This is a genomic window from Luteimonas sp. TWI596 (assembly GCF_039674105.1).
Classification (GTDB): Bacteria; Pseudomonadota; Gammaproteobacteria; order Xanthomonadales; family Xanthomonadaceae; genus Luteimonas.
Genome location: NZ_JBDJMU010000035.1, coordinates 1 through 18,131, shown reverse-complemented (window position 1 = coordinate 18,131; position 18,131 = coordinate 1). Strand labels below are relative to the sequence as shown.

Sequence of the window (18,131 nt, the reverse complement as noted above, 5' to 3'; positions counted from 1 at the left end):
ACTGGCTGCACACCTACAACTGGCATCGACCCCATGCCAGCCTCGGCTACAACCCGCCTATCTCCAGAATTCCGATAACTGTGAACAACGTGCTGGCTTTACACAGCTAGCAGCCCGCCGTCGTCGCGCACACCCTGTCGCCGTTGCCTGACCGCATGCGGCCGTCGCTACAGCCAGCCTTTCTGGCGCGCGAGCCGATAGGCCTCGATGCGGTTGCCGGCGCCCAGCTTGCCGATGGCCTCCGACAGATAGTTGCGTACGGTGCCATGGGAGAGCTGCAGCCGCGCCGCGATCTGGGTCGCATCCAGGCCCTCGCCGGCAAGCCGCAGGGCCTGCCGTTCGCGCTCGCTCAGCGGATCGGGCTCGCTCCAGGCCTCGAGCGCGAGTTGCGGGTCGATCGCCCGCCCGCCGTCGTGGACCCGGCGCAGGGCCTGGGCGAGTTGCTCGGCCGGCGCATCCTTGAGCAGATAACCGCCGACGCCGGCATCGAGCGCACGGCGCAGGTAGCCGGACCGCGCGAACGTGGTGACGATGACCACGCGCACCGGCAGCCCATGGCGCTGGATGCGCTGCGCAAGCTCCAGTCCCGTGAGACCGGGCATCTCGATGTCGGCGACCAGCACGTCCGGTGCCAGCCGCTGCAGTGCGCGCCAGGCCGATTCGCCGTCGCCGACGCTGCCGACCACGGTCAGGTCGTCTTCCAGATTCAGCAGTGCGGCCAGCGCGCCGCGCAGCATCGCCTGGTCCTCCGCAATGAGGATGCGCAAAGGTGCGTCGGCGGTGGGCATGCGCGGCATGGCGCGACGTTAGCAGGCGCCGGCGCGCAGGCGCGCCCCGGGCGCGGGCTGCAACGGAATGCGCGCATCGACGCAGGTGCCACCGGCGCCGCCCTCCACGTGCAGGCGACCGCCCAGTGCCTCGATGCGTTCGCGCATGCCCGACAGGCCATTGCCCGGCACGATCGCACCGCCGCGGCCGTCGTCGACCACCTGCAAGCGGATCGCATCGCCCTCGCGCGAGAACGTCGCCTGTGCGCCGTGCGCACCCGCGTGGCGCTGCAGGTTGGTGACCGCCTCGCGCAGCGTCATCGCCAAGGCCGTCTCCACCTCGGGCGGCAGGCCTGCATCGGCGACGTTGGCATGGAGCACGTAGTCGAACGCGATCCCGTCGGTCTCGAGCAGCAAGCGCGACGACGCGAGTTCGGCGGCGAGCCCGGCCGCGCGGATGCCGCTGACCGCCTGGCGCACCTGCGCAAGCGCATCGCGCGCGATGCCGCCGACCTCGCCGAGCTCGCGGCGGGCGCCGTCTGGATCGCGCTCCACAAGCCGCGACGCAAGATCGGCCTTCAGCGCGACCATCGACAGCGTGTGCCCGAGCAGGTCGTGCAGATCGCGCCCGATGCGCTCGCGCTCGGCGACCGCGGCCAGGCGCCGGACCTCGTCGTGCGACAGCCGCAGTGCCGCATCCTGTGCGTGCCGCAGACGGTCGACGTGCACCAACATGCCGATCACCCCGGTGGTGAGCGGCATCCAGGCCAGCGCCGTCCACGGATAGCCGAGCCAGCGCGCCCAGATCAGCAACCCCGCATTGAGCGCCGCCAGCGTCAGCGCATAGCGCCACACCGACCCACGCGACAGCGTGCCGAGGAAGACGCAGCCGAACACGAAATAGCTCAACCCCGACACGTACCAGGGCAGCATCGCCAGACACATCGCGATCATCGCCGCCGCGCACCAGGGCGCGCGGCGCGGCGGCAGGACCAGGGCACCGACGAACAGCGCCAGGAAAGCCGGATACGACAGCAGCGTCAGCATCAGCCAGCGCAGGTCGTAGCCGCGCGGTGAGAACATCGGCACCACGAACACCCAGATCGACCACAGCGCGTGGATGCCCTCGCTCCACGCTGGCCGGCCCTGGCGCAAGGCCAGCCCGAGTACCGAATCGGGCGCCGGGCGCAACCCTGCGATGGGCCGGAGGCGTGCGTTGTCGGGTATCTGGGCGCTCACGGCCGCCAGCGTAACCGGCCCGGCGGGCGGCAGGCGATCTGCGTCCACGCCGTCAGCCCACCCGCGCCAGCCGACGCAGCGCGAGCCCTGCGCACACCAGCGTCGTCGCCGTCAGCACCGCGATGTGGCCGCCGACGCCGCGCCCGGCATCGGCCCCCAGCACTGCGAGCGCGAGCTGGCTGTGGTGGTAGGCGGGCCACAGCGGCGCCAACTGCGCCAGCGCATCGGGCAGCATCGACAGCGGCAGCCACAGCCCCGACAGAAAGGCCATCGGCAGGAACAGCAGGTTCGCCCAGGCCGGCGCGGCGTTGGCGCTGGCGACGCTGCCCAGCAGCAGGCCGATCGCGCAGAACGGCAACGCGCCAAGCACGGTGACCGCCCACAGCTGCGCCCATTGCGCGGGCGCCAGCGACACACCGCCGAACGTCGTGGCCAGCGCCGCCAACTCCAGCACGATCACCAGCGAGAACAGCAGCGCGATCGCGGCTCGCGCCACCAGCCAGGCGCCCCCCGGGGCCGGCAGCGCGCGTTGTAATGCAAAGAACCCGCGCTCGCGGTCGATCGCCAGCGTCACCGAGCACCCGAACAGGCCCGCGCCCATCGCACCGAACACGCCATACGTCGCCAGCAGATAGCGGGCGACCTCGGCACTGCCCCGGTTGCCGCCGAGCACGAGCCCGAACATCGCGTAGAACAGCGCGGGAAACAACAGCGTGGGCAGCACATACATCGGTTCGCGCAGCAGCCGCAGCAGTTCGCAGCGCACCGTCTGCGCCACCGCGCGCACCATCGGGGCCCGTCTGACCGGCGCATCGCGCCGTGCCTGCGCGCTCATGCGCCTGCTCCCGCCTGCGCCTGTCCAGGCAGGGCCGTCAGCGCCTCGGCCAGGTCCGCGCTGCGCACCTCGAGCCCACTGGCCTGCGGATCGGCCTGCAGCAGCCTGCGCACCATTGTGTCCGCGTCGTCGGCCATGATCGTCAGGCGTCTCCCCGTCCGGCTCACCGACGCGACCCCCGGCCAGGTCACGATGGCGCTTTCCGGCAGCGCGCTGTCGCAGGCGACGCGCCGCTGCGCGACCCGCGCCCGGACCGCATCGACACTGCCGGCAACGCAGACGCGGCCTGCAGCCAGCACCACGACACGATCCGCCAGCGCTTGCGCTTCGGCCATGTCGTGCGTGGTCAGCAACACGCCCACCCCATTGGCCACCAGGGCGCGGACCGCCTGCCAGACCTGCTGCCGGGCATCGTGGTCCAGACCGGTCGTGGGTTCGTCGAGGAACAGCAATTGCGGATGGCCGCACAACGCCAACGCGAACTGCACGCGCCGTTGCTGCCCGCCCGAGAGCCGGCCATAGCGCCGCGCCAGCAGCCCCTCAAGTCCGGCCAGGGCGACGCAGTCCGCCAGGCTGCGCGGCGCTGGATACCAACTGCGCACCAGCGCCAGCAATTCGCCGACCCGCAGCCGCTCGGGCAACTGCGCCTGCTGCAGCATCACGCCGATCTGCCGTCGTGCGACCGGGTCGGCAGGCGGGCGGCCGAACAGCCGGGCCTCGCCCCGGTCGGCGGGTTGCAACCCGAGCAGAACGTCGATGGTCGTGGACTTGCCCGCCCCATTGACGCCGAGCAGCGCGGTGACCTGGCCGGGCGGCACCGCCAGGTCGACGCCGTCGAGCGCGCGAACGCGCCCGCGGTCACGCGTGACACCGCGCAGACACGCGAGCGGATCAACGACGGCAGGTGCAGATGCGTTGGCGATCGCGGACATGGACATCGTCGTGTCTCCTTCTGACGGGCGCCCAGTCTCGGCGTCGGGCTGGCGCGGCATCAGGCGCAAACGTCAGCACGATCGTCTGACAGCTGTCACGTGCCGCCGGCGCCTGCGGGGCGGCAGACTGTGCCGATGCGGCCCCCTCGGCCGGCCATGGCCGCCGGCAGATTGGAAACCGTCGTCCCCCGCGGTCACACTGACCGCGGTTCTCCCGTCCAGGCTCCGATGAACACGAACGCAGACCTGCTCAAGGAACTCCGCATCGACCGCAGCGCCCCGCCCCCGTCGCGTCGCCGCCTGTGGATCGGGCTGGGCATCGCGGCCGTGGTCGCGCTCGTCCTGCTGCTCGCGGCCTGGCTGCTGGCGCCGCGCGCGATCGAGGTCGAGACCACGGGGGTGGCCGCGGCCAGTGCGCCGGGCAGCGCTGGCGGCTCGGTCCTCGACGCCAGCGGCTACGTCGTCGCCCGCCGCATGGCGACCGTGTCGGCCAAGATCACCGGCCGCGTGCGCGAGGTGCGGATCGAGGAAGGCCAGCACGTGCAGGCCGACGAGATTCTCGCCACCCTCGACCCGATCGACGCCGATGCCCGGCGCGACCTGTCCGCCGCCCAGCTCGAGGCCGCGCGCAGCCAGGTCGCCGGCGTGCAGGCGCAGTTGACCGAGGCCGCCGCCAACGCCGAGCGCCTGCAGGCCCTGGTCGGCCAGCAACTGGTGTCCAAGGCGCAGTATGAGCAGGCCGTCGCCCAGCGCGACGCCCTGCGTGCGCAACTGGCCACCGCCCGCCGCAACGCCAGCGTCGCCGACGAGCAATTGCGGATCTCCACGATCGGCGTCGACGACACCCTGGTGCGCGCGCCGTTCGCCGGCGTGGTCATCGCCAAGGCCGCGCAGCCGGGCGAGATCGTGTCGCCGCTGTCGGCCGGCGGCGGCTTCACCCGCACCGGCATCGGCACCATCGTCGACATGGATTCGCTCGAGGTCGAAGTCGATGTCGGCGAGTCGTACATCGGCCGGGTGTCGCCGGGCATGCCGGTCGAGACCACGCTCAACGCCTATCCCGACTGGAAGATTCCCGGCAGCGTGATCGCGATCGTGCCGACCGCCGACCGCGGCAAGGCAACGGTGAAGGTGCGCATCGCGCTCGACGCCAAGGACGCGCGCATCGTGCCGGACATGGGGGCGACGGTGAGCTTCCTTGAGCAGGCGCGCCCGGCCCAGGACGCCGATGCGCCGCGGTTGTCGCGGGTGCCGGCGACCGTGCTGGCCGAGCGCGATGGCGCTCAGGTGGTGTTCGTCATCGACGGCGACGTCGTGCGCCAGCGCACCGTCGAACTGGGCCAGCGCATCGGTGGCAATGTCGAGATCGCATCCGGGGTGGCGCCCGGCGATGTGCTGGTGGTCGATGCGCCCGATGCACTCGCCGACGGCAGCCGCGTCCGGGTCAAGGACTGACCCACTGCAAGGCGCATTCGCGCAGATGGTGCGACCGACGACAACACGCTGCGCGCCTTGAGCAGCACCGCAATTTCCAGATCACGAAAGGGGGAATGACGATGGCACTGGTGTCGATCCGCAACCTCACCAAGTCCTACCAGCGCGGTCCCGAGCGGGTCGAGGTCCTGCACGGCGTCGATCTCGATATCGCCGAAGGCGATTTCATCGCGCTGATGGGCCCCTCGGGTTCGGGCAAGACCACGCTGCTGAATCTGATCGGCGGGCTCGACACGCCCACCGGCGGCGAGATCTCGGTCAACGGCGAGCGCATCGATCGGATGGGCGGCGGGCAACTGTCGAGCTGGCGCAGCCGCAACGTTGGCTACGTGTTCCAGTTCTACAACCTGATGCCGGCGCTGACCGCGCAGAAGAACGTCGAGCTGCCGCTGCTGCTGACCAAGCTTTCGGGCGCGCAGCGCAAGCGCAACGCGCAGATCGCGTTGACCCTGGTCGGGCTGTCGGACCGCACCTCGCACAAGCCCAACGAGCTGTCGGGCGGCCAGCAGCAGCGCGTGGCGATCGCACGCGCGATCGTCTCCGACCCGACGCTGCTGATCTGCGACGAGCCGACCGGCGATCTCGACCGGCAATCGGCGCAGGACATCCTGGGCCTGCTGCAGACGCTCAACCGCGAACACGGCAAGACCATCGTCATGGTGACCCACGACCCGAAGGCCGCCGAGTACGCCAGCCACACGTTGCATCTGGACAAGGGCACGCTGGTCAGCGAGCACGCAGCGGCGGCTTGATCTGAAGCCCTTCCCCGCACGCGGGGGAGGGTTGGGTGGGGGCAAACGATCAGTTCGATTAAGAACACCCGCACGCATTGTGCGGGCCGCACTTCTCCGCGATCCGATCCCTCGCCCCCATCCCGGCCTTCCCCCGCTAGCGGGGGAAGGTGCGAAGCCATCACCGAATTCCTGAACTACACCGGCAGGACATCCCATGAAATACCTGCATCTGGTCTGGGCCGCGCTGATGCGCCGCAAGACCCGCACCGCGCTCACCGTGGCGTCGATCGTCGCCGCCTTCCTGCTGTTCGGTCTGCTCGATGGCATCCGGGTGGCGTTCGAGCAGCTCGGAAAGAATGCCGATGGCGCGCAACGCCTGCAGACCTCGTCGCGGCTGTCGTTCATCGAGACACTGCCGCAGGCGCTGGGCAAGCGCATCGAGCTGGTCGACAACATCGAGGCGGTGACCTACGCCAGCTGGTTCGGCGGCACCTACCAGGGGCCGCGCAACCAGATCTTCAGCTTCGCGGTCGCGCCCAACTATCTCGACCTGTATCCGGAGATCGACGTCGCGCAAGCCGAGCGCGACGCGTTCGCGAACACGCGTACCGGCGTGTTGGTCGGCGAGAAGCTGATGCAGCGCTTCGACTGGAAGCTCGGCGACCGCATCCCGCTGCAGTCGTCGATCTTCCCCAACAGCGACGGCTCGATGAACTGGTCGTTCGACATCGTCGGCGTGCTGCGCAACCGTGGCGGCAAGCAAGGCGGTTTCAACGACCAGATGCTGCTGATGCACTATGACTACTACGCCCAGTCCACGCCTTACGTGGACAACGAGGTGGGCTGGTACGTCAGCCGGGTGTCGGACGTGCGCCGCGCCGATCGCGCCGCCAAGGCGATCGACGCGTTGTCGGCCAACTCGCCCAACGAGACGCGCACGATGACCGAAGGCGCGGCGATCGCCTCCCAGCTCAAGCAGATGGCCGACATCGGCATGATCGTCAGCGCGATCATGGGCGCGGTGTTCTTCACCCTGTTGCTGCTGACCGGCAACACGATGGCGCAGGCGGTGCGCGAGCGCACCTCGGAACTGGCTGTGCTCAAGACGATCGGCTTTTCCAGCACCAGCGTGTTGATGCTGGTGCTGGCCGAATCGATGGTACTGGTGGTCTTCGGCGGCGTGCTCGGCCTGGGCCTGGCGGCCGCGGCCAGTGCGGTGCTCAACCTCGTGGCCGGGGACATGATCCGCCTGCCAGGGATCGAGTGGCGCAGCTGGCTGTTGGGGCTGGGCCTGATGGGTGCGATCGGCCTGGTCGTCGGCGCACTGCCGGCGCTGCGCGCGATGCGCCTGAACATCGTCGATGCCCTCGCGGGCCGCTGAGGAGACCGCCATGCTTCCGTTGCTCAAATCCCTGCTGCAGAACGCCGCCCTGGGCGCGGCCCTGCTCGTCGCGCTCGTCGTCTGGATCCTGGCGCCGTGGTACGTGCTGCTCGCGGCCGCGCTCGCGGTCGCGCTGTGGATGAGCCTCAGCCGCGGTGGGCGCCAGGCGGCGTCGGTCAGCCACGTCGGCATCAGCACGCTCGGCCAGCGGCTGGGCGCCTCGTCGGTGGTGGTGATCGGAATCGCCGGCGTGGTCGCGGTGCTGGTCGCACTGCTGTCGATGGCAGAAGGTTACCGACAGACCGTCGGCAGCACGGGCGATGCCACCAATGCGATCGTGCTGCGCGGCGGCTCGATCGCCGAGGTGATGTCCACGCTCGACCGCGCGACGATCAACACAGTCATGCAGGCACCGCAGATCGCCCGCAGCGCCGACGGCCGGCCGCTGGCCTCGCCCGAGCTCGTCGTCGCCGCGACGCTGCCGCTGCGCGGCGGCGCGCCCGACGAAGACGGCAGCGTGCAGTTCCGCGGCGTCGGCGACATGGCCTTCCAGGTGCGGCCGAAGCTGCGGATCGTCGACGGGCGGATGTTCGAGACCGGCAAACGCGAACTGGTGGTCGGCAAGGGCGCACGCAAGCAGTTCGCCGGACTCGACCCGGGCCAGTCGATCCGGCTGGGCAGCGACACCTGGCAGGTGGTCGGGACGTTCGAGGCGGGCGATGCGACCGACTCGGAGATCTGGGCCGATGCCGAGGTCGTCGCGACCACCTACCGCCGCGGTTCGACGCGTGCGTCGATCACCGCGCGGTTGACCGATCCGGGTGCCTTCACCGCCTTCAAGGCCGGCCTCGATGCCGATCCGCGCACCCAGGTCGAGGTCAGCACCACGCTGGACTACTTCGCCAAGCAGTCGGAGGGCATGTCCAAGGTGCTGCGCGTCATCGGCATCGTCGTGGGCTCGATCATGGCGGTCGGCGCGGTGTTCGGCGCGCTCAATACGATGTTCGCGACGGTCGCGGCGCGGGCGCGCGAGATCGCGACCCTGCGCGCGATCGGCTTCCGCGGCTTGCCGGTCGTGGTCGCGGTCATGCTCGAGACGATGCTGCTGGCGCTGCTGGGTGGCCTGCTCGGCGGCGCGATCGCCTGGCTGCTGTTCGACGGCTACGGCGCCTCGACGCTCGCCGGCGGCGTCGGCCAGATGACGTTCGAGTTCCGGGTCACGCCCGCGCTGTTGTGGGGCGGGCTGAAATGGGCACTGGCGATCGGCTTCGTCGGCGGGCTGTTCCCGGCGGTCCGTGCGGCGCAGCTGCCGGTGACCACCGCGCTGCGTGCCGGATGAGCGGCGGCGATCCGGCCACGCTGTCGAACACGAACCTGCAGCGCGAGATCCAGGCGCTGCAGGCCCGCGCGTTCGAGCGCTACGAGGACGCAGCGCTGCAGGCCGAGGCGGCGCCCGACCGCGCCGAGGCCATCTACGCCCGCGCCGAGCGCGAGACCGCGCCGTTGATTGCGCGCGCCAACGCGCTCAACGCCGAACGCGTCGCGCGCTATCGCCGACGCGCGGCGCGCTGGCGTCAGGCCGCAATCGCCGTGGCGGTCGTCGGCAGCGCCGTCGTCGTCTGGCTGCTTGCGACGCGCTAGCACGGCACCGCGCGACCGGGCGCACTCAGTCGTCGCGATCCAGCAGGCCGTCGGCCTGCGCCTGCCGGACATCCTCGGGCGTGTCGAGATCGCGCTGCAGCGCCGGCGCCTCCAGGCGGAACAGCCCGCCTTGCGGCAGCGCCGCGAGCAGCGCACCGAAGCCCCGATCGCCGTGCAACGCCTCGACCTGCGCGAACAGTGCCGACGACAGCACGGCCGGAATGCCCGGGCGATCGCCATGCAGCGTCGCCGCGCAGCCGAACGCCGCTTTCGCCCCGCCGACGAGCAACGCGCGCAGATGCGTCGCTTCGAGCGCAGGCTGGTCGACCCCGACCACCAGCACCGGTCCGGTATGTCCCTGCAGCGCGCGCGCCGCGGCGGCGAGACTCCCGGCAAGCCCCGCGCGCCATTCGGGCACGTCGCAGCGCTCGCCGGGTGCGGACGCCAGGGCGGCGGCGACCGCATCGCGATGGCCGCCCAGCATCACCACCAGCCGGTCGGGCGCGGTCTCCGCCGCGAGCCGCACCGCACGGACGACCAGCGGTTCGCCCGCACGACGCAACAGTTGCTTGGGCCGGCCCAGGCGCGTGCTGCCGCCGGCAGCGAGCACGACGGTGGCATGGCCGGCCGCGTTGCGCGGAGCGGCAGCAGGGCCCGCGGCTGCATTCGCATCGGAACTGGACATCGCGTCACTGTGCCAGAGCTTGCGCCCTGGGACGCTCGGATCGATGCGCTGAACGCGCACCGTCTGTCATGCCGTTGTCATCGGAGTGCGATAGCAGCGCCGCCGATCGGGTCGTTAGTCTGCGCGGCCGTTGTCGCTGCGGCCGTCCGATGCTCCGCCTTGCTGCCCTGCTGCTCGCCTGCCTGCTGGTCGCCGGGTTCTCGTCGTGGCCGGGTCTTGCGGCATCACTCGCCGCCCATCTGGTCGCGCCTGACGGCGCATCGCCGCTGCTGCCGCAGGCACGCCTGGAGGCCGCTTACGCACGGCTTCCGCACCGCAGCGGTTATGTGGCCACCGCGTCGGGCGTGCCGCTGTTCTGGCGCGCGCTCGATCCAGGCGACTACCGGATGGACTACGCCTGGACACGCCCGCCGAGCGAAGCCGCGCCCCTGGAGGTGCACCTGGACTTCCAATCGCCGGTCGCGACCGGCGCCGCCCCGCGCGGCACGGTGGTGCTGCTGCATGGCTGGATGATGGACGGCGGTTCGCTGCTGCCGTGGTCGCTGGCGCTGGCGCAGGCCGGCTACCGCACGATCACACTCGACCTGCGCAACCACGGCCGCTCCGGCGCCGCGCCGTCGGGCTACGGCACACGCGAGGCTGCCGATGTCGTCGATGCGGTCGCCGCCTTGCGTGCGCGCGGCGAGGTGGTCGGGCCGATGTCGGTGTTCGGCGTGTCCTACGGCGCAGCGACGGCGCTGTTCGCCGCGACCGATCCGCACCTGGCGGCGCACCGAATCGTGGCCCTGGAGTCGTTCGCCAACGCCGGCGGCGCGATCCGCGCGATGGTGCCGCACATGCTCGCCGACGATACCGGCGACTGGCAGGCGCGGCTCACCCGACGCTGGCTGCGCTGGCGGGTCGATGCGGCGACGCTGGACACGGCGATCGTGCAGGCCGGCGCCATGTTGGACCTGCCGCTGGACGAGATCGATGTCGGCGCGGCGCTCACTCGCGTGCCCGGCTGCGTGCTGCTGATCCATGGCCGCGCCGATCGGCACGTCCCGGTCGCGCACGGCCGTGCGCTGGCCGCCGCCGCGCCGCGGGCGCGCTATCTCGAACTGGCCGGCGAGGACCACCTCAGCCTGCCGATGCAGCTCGACCTGCTGTTGCCGACGGTCGTCAATTGGCTGGACGCACCGACGTGCCCTGCCCGCGCGCGCGTTGCGCCGGCCAAGGCCTGATCCGCGCTCAGGCCTGTTGCGCGACGATCCGCCGGCGCGCCTGCAGATAGCCGTCGACCGCGAAGATCACCAGCCCCGCCCAGATGAAGGCGAAGCCGGTGGCCCGGTCGGCGCCGAACGCTTCGCCAAAGAAGAACACGCCCAGCAGCAGTTGCAGCGTCGGACCGATGTACTGCATCAGCCCGACCACCGTCAGCGGCACCCGCCGCACCGCGTAGGCGAAGCAGATCAGCGGAATCGCGGTCAGCGCGCCGCCCATCACCAGCAGCACATCGGTGAGGCCACCCCAGCGCAGCGAGAAGAAACCGCCGCCACCCCGCAGTTCCAGCCAGGCCAGCGCCAACAGCGCCGGCCCGAACACGAACAGGTTCTCCACCCCCAGGCCTCTGACCGCCTCGACCGCCGCGAACTTGCGGATCAGCCCGTACAGCGCGAACGAGCCGGCCAGGCACAGCGCAATCCACGGGAAGCTGCCGTAGTTGAAAGTCAGCCACAGCACGCCGCAGGCCGCCAGTGCAACGGCGATCCATTGCGGCCGCGACAGCCGCTCGCGCAGGAACAGCACGCCGATGACCACGTTGAGCAGCGGGTTGATGAAGTAGCCCAGGCTCGCCTCGACCACATGCCCGCTGTTGACCGCCCACACGTACAGGCTCCAATTGCCGGCGATCAGCACGCCCGACAGCGCCAGCATGCCGGCCAACCGCGGCTGGGCGATGGTCTCGCGCAGCCAGCCGCGTCCATGGCGCAGCGTCAGCCACGCGGCCACGAGGATCGCGCACCAGATCGCCCTGTGCAGCACGATCTGCAGCGACGGCACCTCGCGCAGCAGATGCCAGTACATCGGCATCAGCCCCCAGATCACGAACGCCGCGGCGGCGATCCATGTCCCGCGACGGGCCTGCACGGCGTCGTTCATGCCTCGTCTCCGGTGGCGACGGGCGTGGGCGCCTTGCGCGCACGCCCGAGCGTGATCGCCACCACCGCCGCCAGGATCACCGCCATCGCGCCCAGGTCGTGCGCGGTGAACCGCTCGGCGGCCAGCCAGGCGCCGAGCACCACCGCGATCGCCGGATTGACGTAGGCGTAGCTGCTGGCCAGCGTCGGGCGGACGTTGTGCAGCAGCCACACGTAGGCGGTGAAGCCGACGATCGAGCCGAACGAGGCGAGATAAGCGAGTGCAAGATGGCCCTTGGGGGTCGGTGGCACGTCCAGCCGCTCGCCCAGCAGCAGGCCGGTCGTGAGAATCAGCACGCCACCGGCGAGCATCTGCGCGGCCGCGGCCATGAACGGCGACGGCAGGTCGCGGCCGCGGCTCCAGACCGAGCCGAACGCCCAGGCCAGCGGCGCGATCAGCAGCGCGACCAGCCCGGCCGGCGTCGAGGTCAGCGAGCTGCCGGCGTTGAGCCACACCACGCCGACGAAGCCGATCGCCAGGCCCGCCCATTCGACAGGACCGGGCCGCTCACCGCGCAGGACCGAAAACAACGCCACCCAGATCGGCACCGACGCCACCGCGACCGCGGCCATGCCCGACGACACGCTCTGCTCGGCGATGCAGACCATGCCGTTGCCCAGCCCCAGCAGCAACACGCCCATCGCAATCACGTTCGGCCACTGGCCGCGCGTCGGCGCCGGCACGCCGCGCAGGCGCAGCACGGCGTACATCAGTGCACCAGCGGCGATGAAGCGCGAACCGGCCATCAGCAACGGCGGATAGCCGCCTTCCAGTGCGAAGCGGATCGCAAGGTAGGTTGAGCCCCAAACCACGTAAACGGCCGCCAACGCCAGGCCGATGGCCAGTACCGACGCCGGACGCACACCGGACGCGTTGCTCATGGGGGCAGTTCCGAAAGAGAGGGCAGACCCGCATCAGCGGGCCGCAGATTCTACGCCGCGCGCCCGTTGCATGGCTGGAATGGCGGTGTTGCATGGCGCAGCGTTGCTCCGGTGCGACTGCGACGGCGCGAGCGCCTGCCCTGCCTGTGCAAGCCTGCTTGCGTGAGCAGCGCCGCGCATCGGGCTGAGAGCCGCGTCATGGCGCCCCGCCACCCGGATTCGAGCGCCCAAACGAAAGCCGCCGCGACGGGCGCGGCGGCTTTCCTCGAGCGACTGCTGTGGGGACTCAGCGCGCCCAGCGGCCGGGGCCGGTCGACTCGGGCAGCACCGAGGCCGAAAGCTTGCGGTCGTTGTTGAGCAGGCGCACAGCGTCGGCCAGGATCGCCGACGCTTCGCGCAGCAGCGGGTCCGGGCGTTCCTCGGCCGCCTTTTCCAGGCGGGTCTGCTGCGCGATTGCGCGCTCGCTCGCCTGCAGGCCGTCATCGTCGGAATCCTCGGCCAGCGGGTCGAGTTCCAGGCCCAGCGCCTTGCGCTCTTCCTGGCGCTGCGCACGCTTGGCGGTCTGGCGGTCGCGCTCGGTACGCCGCTCGGCCTCATTGAGCGAGACCCACTTCTTCTCGCGCTCGGCACGGAACTCGGCGATGTCCTCGGCCCACCACTGGAATTCCTTGTCGGTGGCGACACGGGTCTGGTGGCGCTGTTCGAGCTGGGGCAGCAGCGCGCCGAAGTTGCCGTACTGGGTGTGCGGCACGGCGGCGATGCGCGACCACGGCAGGGCGTTGTCGTAGGTGCTCTCGCCGAACTCGGTCGCATCCACCGTCACCGGGAAGTGGATGTCCGGCTCGACGCCCTTGTTCTGCGTGCTGCTGCCGCCGGGCAGGAAGAACTGCGCGATGGTCAGCTTGACCTGCCCGTAACGCTTGTTCTCGTTGGCCGGCCAGCGATCGAGATCGACCAGGTTCTGCACCGTGCCCTTGCCGAACGTGGTCTCGCCGATGACCAGCCCGCGCCCGTAGTCCTGGATGGCGCCGGCGACGATTTCCGATGCCGAGGCCGAACCGCGGTTGATCAGCACGGCCAGCGGGCCGTCCCAGGCGACGCCGGGATCGCGATCGGCCTGCACGCCGACACGGCCGCCCGACTCGCGCACCTGCACGACCGGGCCTTGATCGATGAACAGGCCGGTCAGTTCGACCGCTTCGTTCAGCGACCCACCGCCGTTGTTGCGCAGGTCCAGCACCACGCCGTCGACCTTGTCCTGCTTGAACTGCTCGAGCAGGCGCGCCACGTCGCGCGTTGCCGAGGCGTACTCGCCGTTGCGGCTGCGGCGCCCCTCGAAGTCCTGGTAGAACGCCGGCAGCTTGATCACGCCGATACGCTTGTCGACGCCGCCTTCGGTGGCCGGCAGCGTCAGCGTCTCGGCCTTCGCGGCCTGTTCCTCCAGGCGCACGCGTGCGCGGGTGAGCGTGATGCGCACCGGCTCGCTGTCGAGCGTGGCCTCGGCGGGGATCACGTCCAGGCGCACCTGGGTGTCCTTGGGACCCTTGATCTTGTCGACGACATCGTCGATGCGCCAGCCGATCACGTCCTCCATCGGCCCGTTGGTGCCCTGGCCGACGCCGACGATGCGATCGCCGGGCTTGAAGCGGTTGCTCATCGCCGCCGGTCCGCCGGCGATGACCTCGCGGATCACCACCACGTCGTCCTGCTTCTGCAACTGCGCGCCGATGCCCTCGAGCGACAGCGACATGCTCTGGTTGAACAGCCGCGCAGCACGTGGGTTGAAGTAGTCGGTATGCGGGTCGATGACGCCGGTGTAGGCGTTGAGGAAGCTGCTGAAGGCGTCTTCGTCGTTGTAGGCGGCGACCGTGTTCGCCTGGTTGAGGTAGCGCCGATCGAGCGTCTTGCGGATCTCGTCGGGCTGCTTGCCCGCCAGCTTCAGGCGCAGCCAATCGTTGCGCACCGACTGCCGCCACAGGGTGTCGAGCTCGGCGCCATCGGCCGCCCACGCAGCGTCCTTGCGGTCGTATTCCCAGCGGTCGTTGCCGCTGAAGTCGAAGATGTCCTGCGAGAGCAGGTTGCGGGCCTGCGCGGTGCGCTCGGCGACGCGGGTCTTGAACAGCGCGAAGATCTCCAGCGCCGGGGCGATGTCGCCGTCGCGCACTGCCGCGCCCATCTTCGGCCGAAGGGCCTCGAAGCGGGTGATGTCCTGCTGGGTGAAGAAGACCTTGCCCGGGTCCAGATTCTCGAAGTACCGGTCGAAGATCTCGCTCGACATGCCGGCATCGAGCGGACGGGGCCGGTAGGCGTAGCGGCTGTCGGACAGCAACCCGTAGACGAGCTTGGAGGCTGCGACCTGATCCACGTTGGGCGCCGCCGGGACCTCGGCGATGGCGTCGGGCCTGGCCATCAGCGCCAACGGCACCGCCAGCGCCAAGGCGATCAGTGAGCCGGAAACGACACGGGAAGCTTTCATTCGGTGTCCTGCGCTGCGGGTTCGGGAATCATGGACAGCTCGTTGAGCCTGTCGCGTGAATAGACGTGATGACAGTGCCGAAAGTTGCATGTCCGATGCAAGCCGGACGCGCGATCCGTTGTGTTGCAGACACCCGGCATCCCGCCGCAGCCCGGCGTTCACCCATTCGTCAGACTCGACCCCGCGGGCCGGGCAAGGCTCAGGCCGCGACGCCGGCTTCCATCGCCTGGCGATCGGCGTGGTAGGACGAACGCACCAGCGGGCCGGACGCGACGTGGCTGAAGCCCAGCGCCATGCCGTAGTCCTCGAGCGCCTTGAACTCCTCGGGGGTCCAGTAGCGCAGCACCGGATGGTGGTGCGCCGAGGGCTGCAGGTACTGGCCGATGGTGATCATGTCCACGTCGTGCGCGCGCAGGTCGCGCAGCGTGCCCTGCACCTGCTCCATGGTCTCGCCCAGGCCGAGCATGATGCCCGACTTGGTCGACACCTCCGGGTGCTGGGCCTTGAACTTCTGCAGCAGGGTCAGCGACCACTGGTAGTCGGCGCCCGGCCGGACGTTGCGATACAGGTCCGGCACGGTCTCGACGTTGTGGTTGAACACGTCCGGCGGATCGGTCTGCAGGATCGCCAGTGCACGCTCCATGCGGCCCTTGCCGCGGAAATCGGGCGTGAGGATCTCGATGCGGATGTTCGGCGACTGCGCGCGGACTTCGCGGATGCAGTCGACGAAATGCTGGGCACCGCCGTCGCGCAGGTCGTCGCGATCGACCGAGGTGATCACCACGTACTTCAGGCCCATGTCGGCGATCGTGTTCGCCAGGTTCCGCGGCTCGGACGCATCCGGCGGCTTGGGGCGGCCGTGGGCGACGTCGCAGAAGGAGCAGCGGCGGGTGCAGACCTCGCCCAGGATCATGAACGTCGCAGTGCCGTGGCCGAAGCACTCATGGATATTCGGACAGCTGGCTTCCTCGCAGACGGTGACCAGCCGGTTCTCGCGCAGCTTCGACTTGAGCGCGGCGACCGCGCCATTGGACGGAATGCGCACGCGGATCCACGACGGCTTGCGCAGCACCGGCGCCTGCGCGAACTGCACGGGCGAACGGGCGATCTTGTCGCCGGCGACCTGCTTGACGCCGGTCTCCAGCGATGCCGGCGGCGCGGACACCACCTGCAGCGGAATCGATTTGTCGGCGGTCTGGGTCATGGCGAAGGCATTGCGCGGATCGGGTCGTCCATTGTAGGCCCCCGCCCCCGCAGTGTCTGCGGCCGGCGGGAGACGCTGCGTGTCAGCGGGGCGGGACGGCCTCGGGAAGCGCTGGGGCCGGCGCATCCGCCAGATCCAGACCGAACTGCTGCGCCAGGTGCGCCAGCAGCACCGGCGCGACCGTCTCCGTCGATGCGCTGCCACCCAGGTCGGCCAACGAGATCACCTGCAGACCCTGGTAGCCGCAAGGATTGATCCGCTGGAACGGCTCGAGGTCCATCGCGACGTTGAACGCGAGCCCGTGGAAGGTGCGGCCCCGCCGAACACGGATGCCGAGCGCGGCGATCTTGGCATCGGCGACATACACGCCGGGGGCGCCTTCGCGGCGCACCGCCTCGATGTTCCAGTCGGCCAGCGTGTCGATGACCGCCTGCTCGATCCGGCAGACGTACTCGCGCACACCGACCTTCAGCCGGGGCAGGTCCAGCAGCGGGTAGACCACCAGTTGGCCGGGCCCGTGGTAGGTCACCTGTCCGCCGCGGTCGACCTGCACGACCGGAATATCGCCCGGCGCCAGCACGTGCTCGGGCTTGCCGGCCTGGCCGAGGGTGAACACCGGATCGTGCTCGACCACCCACAGTTCATCGCCGCTGCTCGCATCGCGGGCATCGGTGAAGCGCTGCATGGCCTGCCAGACCGGGATATAGGGCTGGCGCCCGAGCCGGCGCACGATCGCGGGGAGCGGCAGGGACACGTCGGTCATCCCCAAGCCCCCGCGAACGCCGGCACCAGGCCGCCCCGCGGCACGGATGCCCCTTGCAGGAACGCGCACAAGGTCCTGGCGACCGGGTCGTCGCCGGCCCGCTCGAGTCGGGCCAGCGCGCGGCGGTCGGTCTGGAGCTCGGCGAACGCCGGCGCCTCGCCGGCTTCCGGCGGCGCCTCGGCCCAGGCCATCGGCCAGTCCGGCAGCAGCGGGGCGGCACGCTCGGCGCGGACCAGCAGACGGACCTCGCAATGCCGCGGGTCGGCAGCGATCCGCGAGAACAGCGCATCGACCACGGCGGCGGGACCCTCCAGCAACTGCATGAACAGCCCGTCGCGCAACGCCAGCAGGCCGCCGACACCGCGTTGCGCGTTGGCTTGGCGCGAATGCTGCAACAACGCACGCATGTCGGACGCGGTGAACTCGTACAGCTGCCCGCTGCGATAGAGCAACTGCCGGTTCACGCCCTGGACGCCCCGCGCGTTGAGTGCGGTCCAGTCACAGCGTCCACTTGACCTCGGGGTGCGCGCGCAGTGCTTCGTGCGCGGCGTCGTACTGGGCCCGCGTCTCGGCGCGGATGCTCAGGCGCACGGACACGTAGCGTCCGCCGCTCGAAGCGCGGGTGTTCACCGTCTCGTGCAGCACGGCCACGCCGGCATCGCCGAGCAGCCGCGGCAGTTCGGTCTCCAGGCCGGCATCGGCGGCGCCCATCGCAGTGAGTTCGAACACGCCGGGAAACTGGAAACCGTGCTCGGGGTTATCTGATTTGATGTCCATCGACGGATTATCGGGGCTGTTGGCGCCGAACCCAAGCGATCGCGGCGCGAGCCCCCGCCCACAAAACCGGGGTCAGAGTGGCAAATAGCGACGCCCAAAATAAAAAAAACCCCCCATCCCGACCCCCCCCCAACCCCCGTG

The 18,131-nt window shown here is 70.3% G+C and carries 18 protein-coding genes and 1 pseudogene; 7 read left to right on the top strand and 12 right to left on the bottom strand.

Annotated features, from left to right (window positions below):
- A pseudogene (locus ABE487_RS16815) lies at positions 1–110 on the top strand (IS481 family transposase); the annotation flags it as partial.
- 57 nt (positions 111–167) lie between these two features.
- Here ABE487_RS16815 and ABE487_RS16810 read toward each other — a convergent pair.
- Genes ABE487_RS16810 through ABE487_RS16795 form a run of 4 tightly spaced genes read right to left on the bottom strand, consistent with a single transcriptional unit; the run spans position 168 to position 3,779 of the window.
- Positions 168–788, bottom strand: coding sequence for a response regulator transcription factor (locus tag ABE487_RS16810; RefSeq protein ID WP_346442877.1), 621 nt, complete (start codon positions 786–788; stop codon positions 168–170).
- An 18-nt stretch (positions 789–806) separates the two neighbouring features.
- Positions 807–2,006: a sensor histidine kinase gene (locus ABE487_RS16805; protein WP_346452726.1), complete on the bottom strand. Its 1,200-nt coding sequence runs from the start codon at positions 2,004–2,006 to the stop codon at positions 807–809.
- A 52-nt stretch (positions 2,007–2,058) separates the two neighbouring features.
- Positions 2,059–2,841 (bottom strand): ABC transporter permease, encoded by a 783-nt coding sequence (locus tag ABE487_RS16800; RefSeq protein ID WP_346452725.1) that lies wholly within the window; start codon positions 2,839–2,841, stop codon positions 2,059–2,061.
- The gene (locus ABE487_RS16795) at positions 2,838–3,779 is read right to left on the bottom strand and encodes an ABC transporter ATP-binding protein (RefSeq protein ID WP_346452724.1); all 942 of its coding nucleotides are present in this window, start codon (positions 3,777–3,779) and stop codon (positions 2,838–2,840) included. Before ABE487_RS16795 ends, ABE487_RS16800 begins: the two co-directional genes overlap by 4 nt.
- Positions 3,780–4,001: 222 nt before the next feature.
- On the opposite strand from ABE487_RS16795, the gene ABE487_RS16790 reads away from it, so the two are divergent.
- The 5 genes from ABE487_RS16790 to ABE487_RS16770 all read left to right on the top strand — a co-directional run bounded on the left by ABE487_RS16790 (position 4,002) and on the right by ABE487_RS16770 (position 9,023).
- Complete coding sequence (locus tag ABE487_RS16790) at positions 4,002–5,228, top strand: efflux RND transporter periplasmic adaptor subunit (protein WP_346452723.1); 1,227 nt, start codon at positions 4,002–4,004, stop codon at positions 5,226–5,228.
- A 95-nt stretch (positions 5,229–5,323) separates the two neighbouring features.
- Complete coding sequence (locus tag ABE487_RS16785; protein WP_346442821.1) at positions 5,324–6,019, top strand: ABC transporter ATP-binding protein; 696 nt, start codon at positions 5,324–5,326, stop codon at positions 6,017–6,019.
- A gap of 196 nt (positions 6,020–6,215) precedes the next feature.
- On the top strand, positions 6,216–7,382 hold the full coding sequence (locus ABE487_RS16780) for an ABC transporter permease (protein ID WP_346447014.1): 1,167 nt from the start codon (positions 6,216–6,218) through the stop codon (positions 7,380–7,382).
- A gap of 10 nt (positions 7,383–7,392) precedes the next feature.
- Positions 7,393–8,721: an ABC transporter permease gene (locus tag ABE487_RS16775; protein WP_346442818.1), complete on the top strand. Its 1,329-nt coding sequence runs from the start codon at positions 7,393–7,395 to the stop codon at positions 8,719–8,721.
- Positions 8,718–9,023 (top strand): hypothetical protein, encoded by a 306-nt coding sequence (locus ABE487_RS16770; RefSeq protein ID WP_346442816.1) that lies wholly within the window; start codon positions 8,718–8,720, stop codon positions 9,021–9,023. The genes ABE487_RS16775 and ABE487_RS16770 overlap by 4 nt, the downstream gene beginning before the upstream one ends.
- A 25-nt stretch (positions 9,024–9,048) precedes the next feature.
- Here the strand turns inward: ABE487_RS16770 and ABE487_RS16765 are convergent, their stop codons facing one another.
- Positions 9,049–9,708, bottom strand: coding sequence for an NTP transferase domain-containing protein (locus ABE487_RS16765; protein ID WP_346442815.1), 660 nt, complete (start codon positions 9,706–9,708; stop codon positions 9,049–9,051).
- A 149-nt stretch (positions 9,709–9,857) separates the two neighbouring features.
- Between ABE487_RS16765 and ABE487_RS16760 the strand changes: the two genes are divergently transcribed.
- Entirely contained in the window at positions 9,858–10,931 is a 1,074-nt protein-coding gene (locus ABE487_RS16760) for an alpha/beta fold hydrolase (protein ID WP_346442813.1), read from the top strand.
- 7 nt (positions 10,932–10,938) lie between these two features.
- Here the strand turns inward: ABE487_RS16760 and rarD are convergent, their stop codons facing one another.
- From rarD to ABE487_RS16725, 7 genes are all read right to left on the bottom strand, one after another.
- Complete coding sequence (gene rarD / locus ABE487_RS16755) at positions 10,939–11,850, bottom strand: EamA family transporter RarD (protein WP_346442811.1); 912 nt, start codon at positions 11,848–11,850, stop codon at positions 10,939–10,941.
- On the bottom strand, positions 11,847–12,770 hold the full coding sequence (yedA, locus tag ABE487_RS16750; RefSeq protein WP_346442810.1) for a drug/metabolite exporter YedA: 924 nt from the start codon (positions 12,768–12,770) through the stop codon (positions 11,847–11,849). Before yedA ends, rarD begins: the two co-directional genes overlap by 4 nt.
- Positions 12,771–13,056: 286 nt before the next feature.
- Positions 13,057–15,246 carry a carboxy terminal-processing peptidase gene (locus ABE487_RS16745; protein ID WP_346442808.1) on the bottom strand — a complete coding sequence of 730 codons (2,190 nt, stop codon included), beginning with the start codon at positions 15,244–15,246 and terminating at the stop codon, positions 13,057–13,059.
- Between the two features lie 199 nt (positions 15,247–15,445).
- Positions 15,446–16,450 (bottom strand): lipoyl synthase, encoded by a 1,005-nt coding sequence (gene lipA, locus ABE487_RS16740; RefSeq protein WP_346442806.1) that lies wholly within the window; start codon positions 16,448–16,450, stop codon positions 15,446–15,448.
- An 82-nt stretch (positions 16,451–16,532) separates the two neighbouring features.
- Entirely contained in the window at positions 16,533–17,213 is a 681-nt protein-coding gene (lipB, locus tag ABE487_RS16735; RefSeq protein ID WP_346452722.1) for a lipoyl(octanoyl) transferase LipB, read from the bottom strand.
- Positions 17,210–17,677 carry a BLUF domain-containing protein gene (locus ABE487_RS16730; protein ID WP_346452721.1) on the bottom strand — a complete coding sequence of 156 codons (468 nt, stop codon included), beginning with the start codon at positions 17,675–17,677 and terminating at the stop codon, positions 17,210–17,212. Before ABE487_RS16730 ends, lipB begins: the two co-directional genes overlap by 4 nt.
- 34 nt (positions 17,678–17,711) lie before the next feature.
- Entirely contained in the window at positions 17,712–17,990 is a 279-nt protein-coding gene (locus ABE487_RS16725) for a DUF493 family protein (protein WP_183427812.1), read from the bottom strand.
- Positions 17,991–18,131 lie beyond the last annotated feature (141 nt).